Annotated in this window: 6 protein-coding genes and 1 pseudogene; 5 read left to right on the top strand and 2 right to left on the bottom strand. The window is 38.7% G+C overall.

Annotated features, from left to right (window positions below; genetic code table 11):
- Together P8M54_RS15830 and katG are read left to right on the top strand one after the other, a co-directional pair.
- Positions 1 to 243: hypothetical protein (locus P8M54_RS15830; protein WP_300289008.1), on the top strand; the 243-nt coding region annotated here is incomplete at its 5' end.
- A 506-nt stretch (positions 244 to 749) separates the two neighbouring features.
- The gene (gene katG, locus P8M54_RS15825; protein ID WP_300289007.1) at positions 750 to 3005 is read left to right on the top strand and encodes a catalase/peroxidase HPI; all 2256 of its coding nucleotides are present in this window, start codon (positions 750 to 752) and stop codon (positions 3003 to 3005) included.
- A gap of 281 nt (positions 3006 to 3286) precedes the next feature.
- Here the strand turns inward: katG and P8M54_RS15820 are convergent, their stop codons facing one another.
- Positions 3287 to 3949, bottom strand: coding sequence for an RNA methyltransferase (locus P8M54_RS15820; protein WP_300289006.1), 663 nt, complete (start codon positions 3947 to 3949; stop codon positions 3287 to 3289).
- A 42-nt stretch (positions 3950 to 3991) separates the two neighbouring features.
- Positions 3992 to 4363, bottom strand: coding sequence for a hypothetical protein (locus P8M54_RS15815; protein ID WP_300289005.1), 372 nt, complete (start codon positions 4361 to 4363; stop codon positions 3992 to 3994).
- Positions 4364 to 4611: 248 nt separating this feature from the next.
- On the opposite strand from P8M54_RS15815, the gene P8M54_RS15810 reads away from it, so the two are divergent.
- The 3 genes and pseudogenes from P8M54_RS15810 to P8M54_RS15800 form a co-directional block, all read left to right on the top strand.
- Positions 4612 to 5304: an NAD-dependent deacylase gene (locus P8M54_RS15810; RefSeq protein WP_300289004.1), complete on the top strand. Its 693-nt coding sequence runs from the start codon at positions 4612 to 4614 to the stop codon at positions 5302 to 5304.
- 68 nt (positions 5305 to 5372) lie between these two features.
- Positions 5373 to 6719, top strand: a pseudogene (gene purB / locus P8M54_RS15805) (adenylosuccinate lyase).
- Positions 6720 to 6975: 256 nt separating this feature from the next.
- Positions 6976 to 8295: cation:proton antiporter (locus tag P8M54_RS15800; RefSeq protein ID WP_300289003.1), on the top strand; the 1320-nt coding region annotated here is incomplete at its 3' end.

Genomic DNA, 8295 nt, shown 5'->3' with positions numbered 1-8295 from the left:
AGTCGTCCAAAAGAAAACTTACAACTAAGCAAAGACGAAATTCCAAACAGCGAAAACATGAATCGCGAAGCTGGGGAAACACAGCAACGTCAAGTAACAGAAACAATCGTCAGAGATATGCCTAAAATCAATCGCAACGATACTGTAACTATTCAAAATGTTGCTAACGGTCAAACGCAAGAAATGAAATATAAAAAAGCAGAAGCATTAGTAGCAACCGGCCAATGGGTTGTTGTAAAATAACACTTCTCATTTATAAAACGCTAAATCCCCAATTACTATGGTAGTTGGGGATTTTTTATTTGTAGCTACTCCTGCCTTACACTTCAAGCTACTTGGTTTCAAACTCTTTTTCTTAGCCCTGTCAGGAGCTTCCGCTGGTCGCTCTGCCACCACTAGAAAATAGTAGTTTTCAACCTGCGTAGGCTTTCCGCTGCAGTCAGGGCTAGTAAAACGACAATTAGGTTGAACCCTATTGCTCCACCTCTCGTTTTTAAAGCTTACAAGATTGATACCTCTAAAATAAAAACAGCTGCAATTCCTAACGTTATCGTAACTCCAAATTCACCAATTTTCGTTACTTTCGAGAGAATGTCTTTTTTAAAACCATATAAATAGACTATTAAATAAAAATATACAATAACTTTTCCTTATCGTTTTATAAAATATCAAGATTAGAGACAGCGCTTTTACATTCACAATTAGGTTAAATTTGTATGCAACGATAATAACAAACTAAAAAAACAAATATGGAAAATAACACAAGTAACGAGCAAGGTAAATGTCCCGTAAACCACGGACAAACTCCTGCTCCAGATGGTACAACAATAGTTGAAGGAAATAATTCTGCGGCAGCAGCCAAATGTCCGGTTATGCACGGTTCCAATACAGGAAGTCAAGGAGCTGTAAAAAGCTGGTGGCCAAATGCGCTTAACTTAGACATTTTACATCAAAATGACACTAAATTAAACCCTCTTGGTACATCCTTTAATTACGCTGAAGAGTTAAAGAAATTAGATATTGAAGCTCTTAAAAAAGACATGCATGCTTTAATGACGGACAGTCAAGAATGGTGGCCTGCTGATTGGGGACACTATGGAGGATTAATGATTCGTCTTACCTGGCACGTTGCAGGATCTTACCGTACCTATGATGGTCGCGGAGGAGGTGGAACAGGAAACCAACGTTTTGCTCCATTAAACTCTTGGCCTGATAACGCTAGCTTAGACAAAGCAAGAAGATTGTTATGGCCTATTAAGAAAAAATACGGAAATAAATTAAGTTGGGCTGATTTAATGGTACTTGCTGGTACAATCGCCTACGAAAATATGGGTTTAAAAACATTCGGATTTGCTTTTGGACGTCCTGATATCTGGAGTCCAGAAATCGATATTTACTGGGGATCTGAAACAGAATGGCTTGCTCCAAGTGAACAACGCTACGCTGATTTAGAAGACCCGTCAACTATGGAAAAACCATTGGCTTCAGTTCACATGGGATTGATCTATGTAAACCCAGAAGGAGTAAACGGCCAACCAAATCCATTAAAAACAGCTGCTCATATTCGTGAAACATTCCTAAGAATGGCCATGAACGACGAGGAAACAGTTGCATTAACAGCTGGAGGTCATACCGTAGGTAAAGCACACGGAAATGGTGACGCAAGCATCTTAGGCGAATCACCTGAAGGCGGTGCTATTGAAGAGCAAGGTTTTGGATGGAGCAATCCTACAAGAACTGGTAAAGGACGTGATACAGTAACTAGCGGAATCGAAGGAGCCTGGACAACAAACCCAACTAAATGGGATGGTGGCTATTTCGAAATGTTATTCAACCATGAATGGGAATTAGTAAAAAGCCCAGCAGGTGCTTGGCAATACGAGCCCGTAAGCATTAAAGATGAAGACAAGCCAGTTGATGTTGAAGATCCAAGTATCCGTTTGAATCCTATGATGACTGATGCAGATATGGCGATGAAAGTAGATCCAATCTTCAGAGAAATCTCTTTGAAATTCATGAACGACCAACAATATTTCTCTGATGTATTTGCTCGTGCTTGGTTTAAATTAACGCACAGAGACATGGGACCAAAAGCGAGATACTTCGGTACTGATGTACCTCAGGAAGATTTAATTTGGCAAGACCCAATCCCGGTTGGAAATAAAAATTACGATGTCGATGCATTAAAAAGTAAAATAGCTGCTTCAGGCTTATCAATACAAGACATGATCAACACCGCTTGGGATAGTGCTCGCACCTACCGTGGATCGGACATGCGTGGTGGAGCTAACGGAGCACGAATTCGTCTAGCACCTCAAAAAGATTGGCACGGAAACGAGCCACAACGATTGGCTTATGTGCTTTCAGTTTTGGAGCCTATCGCTGCTGAATTTGGAGCTAGTATTGCTGATACCATTGTTTTAGCTGGTAACTTAGGAGTGGAACAAGCAGCAAAAGCAGCCGGTTTCCCAACAACGGTACCATTTACGCCTGGACGTGGAGATGCTACTGATGAAATGACCGATGCCGAATCTTTTGAGCCACTTGAGCCAATCGCTGATGGATACCGTAACTACACCAAAGCAGACTTTGAAGTTAGTCCAGAAGAATTAATGCTTGACCGCACCCAATTATTAGGATTGACCGCACCAGAAATGACAATTCTTGTAGGTGGTATGAGAGTGTTAGGTACCAATTTTGGTAACACTAAACATGGTGTTTTCACGAATACAATAGGTGCTTTAACAACTGACTTCTTTGTGAATTTAACGGATATGGGTAACAGCTGGAAACCTACAACACCTGGCTTATACGACATTTGTGACCGTAGAACAGGAGTTGTAAAATGGACTGCCACTCGTATGGACTTGGTTTTTGGTTCGAACTCTATCCTACGCTCTTACGCTGAAGTATACGCGCAAGATGACAACAAAGAGAAATTTGTTCACGATTTCGTAGCCACTTGGACTAAAGTGATGAACGCAGATCGCTTTGATGCAAAATAGGTAAACAAACTTTTTTAAGTTGATACTAATCCAAAAATCCCCAATTACAACTGTAGTTGGGGATTTTTTATATGCCATAATAAGTAGTTACAACAACTAGTTAAAGCTTCTTTCTATTAAAATGTGCCTATTCCAGCTATACGCTAAAGCCTTCCTTTAAAAAGCTTTTTTTATTAGGTCACAGTAGGAGCTTCCTATGGTCGCTCTACTGTTCCTATAAAAAACTGCTTTTGCAGTCAGGGCTACCGCTACTATCTGGGGCAGAAAACGAAATACAATTCTTATCGCGGATTTTCTTCAAAATAACGCGCTTCGATTCGTTTGATATCTTTTATCGAACTTTTGGCCCAAGCCAATCTTTTAACCAACATTTCCTCCTCGGATAAATGCCAATCAATCGTTGATCGTCTCAATCTATTGGTAAGATTCTGAATGATAATCGCTGCCGAAACCGAAATATTCAAACTTTCGGTAAAACCCACCATCGGAATTTTTAAAAAACCATCAGCGCGCTGCATGATTTCCTCAGATAATCCGTCGCGCTCCGTACCAAAAAACAAAGCACTCGGTTTCGAAATATCAAAATCCTCAAGTAAGCAATCATTGTCATGTGGTGTAGTGGCTATGATTTGGTATCCTTTACTTTTTACTGAATCAAGGCAACTTTTAACAGAATCGAATGTATTGATATCGACCCATTTTTGGGCACCCATGGCAATTTCTTTATCAATACTTTTTCCGTATCGTTCCTCGATAACATTAAGTTCTTGAATCCCAAAAACCTCACAACTCCGCATCACAGCACTCGCATTGTGCATTTGAAAAATATCCTCAACAGCAATCGTAAAATGATTGGTTCGGTTTTCCAGTACATTTAAAAAACGTTCCTTTCGGTTGTCTGTTAAAATGTTTTCGAGAAATTCAAGATATTTTAAGTCAATCATATTTGTTTTTATTTGCTGCAAAACTAGCAAAAAGAATCAGTTTTATTTATCAAACAACGAATTCATCACTTGAAAAAATACCGCTTCGCCCAAAGTTGTTTTTTTTACATCTGGAAAAATGGGCTCTTTCTCGTACTCCTTCATTTCAATTCCCAGTAACCGACTTGTATTGTCCATAGAATAATAATACCTTGAATTAAGGCTCATAACATTTAGTCCCGGCATGGGATGATAAAGAGAGAATGGCGTATCTCGTTTCGAAAAATCATAGGTTAGTCCATTGACTTTAAAAGGACTGAAATTTAAATCTAAAGAAGTATCCTCAAATTTTACAGTCTGTAGAGGAGACTTAGCGCTTTGAGAAAATAAAACCGAACTGCTCATAAATAAGAAAAGGACACCTACTTTGTTCATCACACTTTGTTTTAAAAGTAATTTTAACCCAAATTTATAAAATACAGTCCGATAAAAGCATAAATTCGTAACTCTAATAGAGATAATCGAAGCATTCAAAATAAGATTGACTTTATTGTATTGCAAATCAACAATGTATATCGAATTAGCGTGAGGGATTGCCGCGGTATCCTTTATGGGCTCTTTTCCCCATAAAGATACAGCAGAAAGCCCGTTCGCCGCGACGAACACGCTCAAATTATAAGAAAATGAAAAAAAAAGTAATGGTACTAACCGGAGCAGGAATTAGTGCAGAGAGCGGTATAAAAACGTTTCGTGATAGCGACGGTTTATGGGAAGGGCATAATGTACTCGATGTTGCCACACCAGAAGGCTGGCACAAAAACCCCGCTTTAGTTCTCGATTTCTACAATCAAAGACGAAAGCAACTGAAAGAAGTGACTCCCAATGCAGCACATATCCTTCTGGCCGAGCTAGAACGTGATTTTGATGTTCAAATCATTACTCAAAATGTCGACGATTTACACGAACGCGCAGGAAGCACGAAGGTATTGCATTTGCATGGTGAATTACTAAAGGTTCGAAGCACGGTAAATCCCAATTACATTTTAGATTGGAGCGAAGATTTAAACTTTGGAGATTTTGACACTAACCAAAATCAATTGCGTCCGCACATTGTGTGGTTTGGTGAGGAAGTTCCCGCTTTAGAAAGAGCGGTTGAACTCACTGAAATTGCTGATTATTTCGCTGTTATTGGTACTTCCTTGCAAGTATATCCAGCAGCTGGTTTAATCGATTTCACTAAAGCGACAACTCCCGTTTACTACATAGACCCTAAACCCATCAAAATACCGAATTTAAGGAATCCCTTGCACCTAATTCCCGAAATTGCTTCGAAAGGAATGCAACAATTACAAAAGGAGTTGATGGACTTGATTTAAAAAACTATTCCTTTTCGATTGTGCCCTTAATGCTTTATATTTGTGCTTTTACAACAAATAACACAACAATGACTACTTTAAACGAATTGAATGCTATTTCGCCTATCGACGGACGATATAGAAGTAAAACCATTTCACTGGCGCCTTTTTTCTCAGAAGAAGCGCTAATAAAATACCGAGTATTAGTTGAAATTGAATATTTTATTGCTTTGTGCGAACTTCCGTTACCACAACTAGCGACTGTAAATACCGATTTATTTGAAAGTTTGCGTGCTATTTACAAAAACTTCACCACCGAAGATGCGCTCTGGATCAAAGAAACTGAGAAAGTAACCAACCACGATGTAAAAGCGGTAGAATATTTTATCAAGGATAAATTCGAAAAATTAGGATTATCACAATACAAAGAGTTCATCCATTTTGGATTAACATCCCAAGATATCAATAATACAGCGATTCCGCTTTCGACTAAAGAAGCTTTTGAGAGCGTTTATATGCCATCATTAATTGGATTGATCGCTAAATTAAAAGAATTAAGTGAAGAGTGGGCACACATTCCGTTGCTTGCCCGTACACACGGACAACCCGCCTCACCTACGCGTTTAGGTAAGGAAATTGGTGTTTTTGTAGAACGTTTAGAAGAGCAAATGCGTTTGTTGTTTCACGTTCCTTTTGCCGCCAAATTTGGTGGAGCAAGCGGAAATTACAATGCGCATCATGTAGCGTATCCACAAATTGATTGGAAAGAATTTGGAGGAAAATTTGTGGGAGACACTTTAGGATTACACCATTCGTTCCCAACAACACAAATTGAGCATTATGACCATTTTGCAGCATTCTTTGATGCCTTAAAAAGAATCAATACCATTATTATTGATTTAGACAGGGACATTTGGACCTATGTATCGATGGAATACTTCAAACAAAAAATAAAAGCAGGTGAAATAGGTTCATCGGCTATGCCACATAAAGTAAACCCTATTGATTTTGAAAACTCAGAAGGAAATTTAGGAATTGCAAATGCAATTTTTGAACACCTTTCGGCTAAGTTACCCATCTCTCGTTTGCAACGTGATTTGACTGACAGTACTGTTTTAAGAAATATCGGTGTACCCATGGGACACACTATTATTTCGTTTGAAGCAACCTTGAAATGATTGAATAAATTATTGCTTAACGAATCTAAGTTTCATGAAGATTTAGAGAAAAACTGGGCAGTAGTTGCTGAGGCGATTCAAACGATCTTGCGTCGTGAAGGATATCCAAATCCGTATGAAGCCTTAAAAGGGTTGACAAGAACGAACGAGGCCATTACTAAAGTATCGATTCATGAGTTTATTGGAACGCTAGACGTTTCAGAAGCTATTAAAACCGAATTATTACAAATTGCACCTAGCAACTTTTTAGGAATCTAAAAAACAGATTAGAATTCGTAAAAAAAGCTATCTTTATGGATAGCTTTTTTTTATGAATGGCAAAACAATTTGCCACCGAGAAATTAAATAGTAACGTAAACATAGCCCAGATTGCAATGGAAAGCCTTGCAGGAAAAAAATCTATTTTTATGGCTCATGGCCGAGTGACCAAAGGAAACTCCTGCCAGAGCCTAATAAAAAAGATTTTTGACTAAAAGCTTGCAATGAAAAGCTGGATTAGTTCCCTATAAAAATCATGAGTACTGCAGCAACCGTAGCCGAAGCTACCACCCATTTAGAACCCTTAATAAGCGACTTAGGATTGATCCTAATGACTGCCGGGATTGCCGTGCTACTATTTAAAAAAATAAAGCAACCACTCGTTCTTGGGTATTTGATTGCTGGGTTCCTGGCTGGAAATCATTTTCATTTTTTCCCTTCGGTCAAAGATATTAAGAGTGTTGAAGTATGGGCTGAAATTGGTGTTATCGTATTACTGTTTAGCCTTGGACTCGAATTTAGTTTTAAAAAGCTCATGAAAGTGGGTGGTACGGCCTCGATTACGGCCGTCACCCAAATTATTGTAATGGTCCTGATGGGCTTTTTAATTGGGAGTTGGATGGGTTGGAAACAAATGGATTCTATATTTTTAGGCGTTATTTTATCCGTTTCCTCGACCACTATAATTTTAAAAACTTTTGATGAGTTGGGTGTTAAAGCCCAAAAATTTGCCGGTATCGTGATTGGCTCGCTGATTGTACAAGATATTGTTGCCATTTTGATGATGGTTTTACTGTCTACGGTTGCTGTTAGCCAGCAGTTTTCGGGTAGTGAATTGTTGTATTCGGTTTTTAAACTAATCTTTTTCCTGACCGCTTGGTTTATTGGTGGTATCTTTTTTATTCCCACTTTATTAAAAAAAGCAAAGGATTTATTGACTGATGAAATGCTACTTATAATTTCACTGGCTTTGTGTTTGATGATGGTAATTTTGGCTTCTAATGTTGGTTTTTCTCCTGCCTTAGGTGCATTTATAATGGGATCTATCATTGCCGAAACCACACAAGCGGAGCGAATAGAACACTTAATCAAACCCGTAAAGGATTTATTTGGGGCTGTATTTTTCGTGTCAGTAGGTATGTTAATCGATCCAACAACTCTTGTAGAATATGCCGTACCAGTATTTATCTTGACGTTAGTGACCATTTTTGGACAGTCTATAAGTTCTACAATTGGTGCCTTAATTTCAGGACAACCTTTAAAGCAATCCGTACAAACCGGAATGAGTTTATCGCAAATAGGGGAATTCTCGTTTATCATTGCAACACTAGGAATGACAATGAATGTAACCAGTTCCTTTTTATATCCTGTTGTAGTGGCGGTATCAGCAATTACCACGTTTACGACTCCGTTTATGGTTAAATTGGCGGTTCCGTTTTCTAGCTATTTGGAAAAAGCGTTACCCCGAAAATGGACCAAACGCATCGAGCGCTACAGTTCGAATGCGCAAGCGATACGATCCGTAAGTACATGGCAAATTGTTATAAGAACGCACTTATTGCAAATTGTGCTACAT

The sequence above is a fragment of the Flavobacterium sp. genome, from assembly GCF_029242675.1.
In the GTDB taxonomy this organism is placed as follows: Bacteria; Bacteroidota; Bacteroidia; order Flavobacteriales; family Flavobacteriaceae; genus Flavobacterium.
Note: the sequence above shows the minus strand (reverse complement) of the source record. Positions and strands in the feature narration are given on the sequence as shown.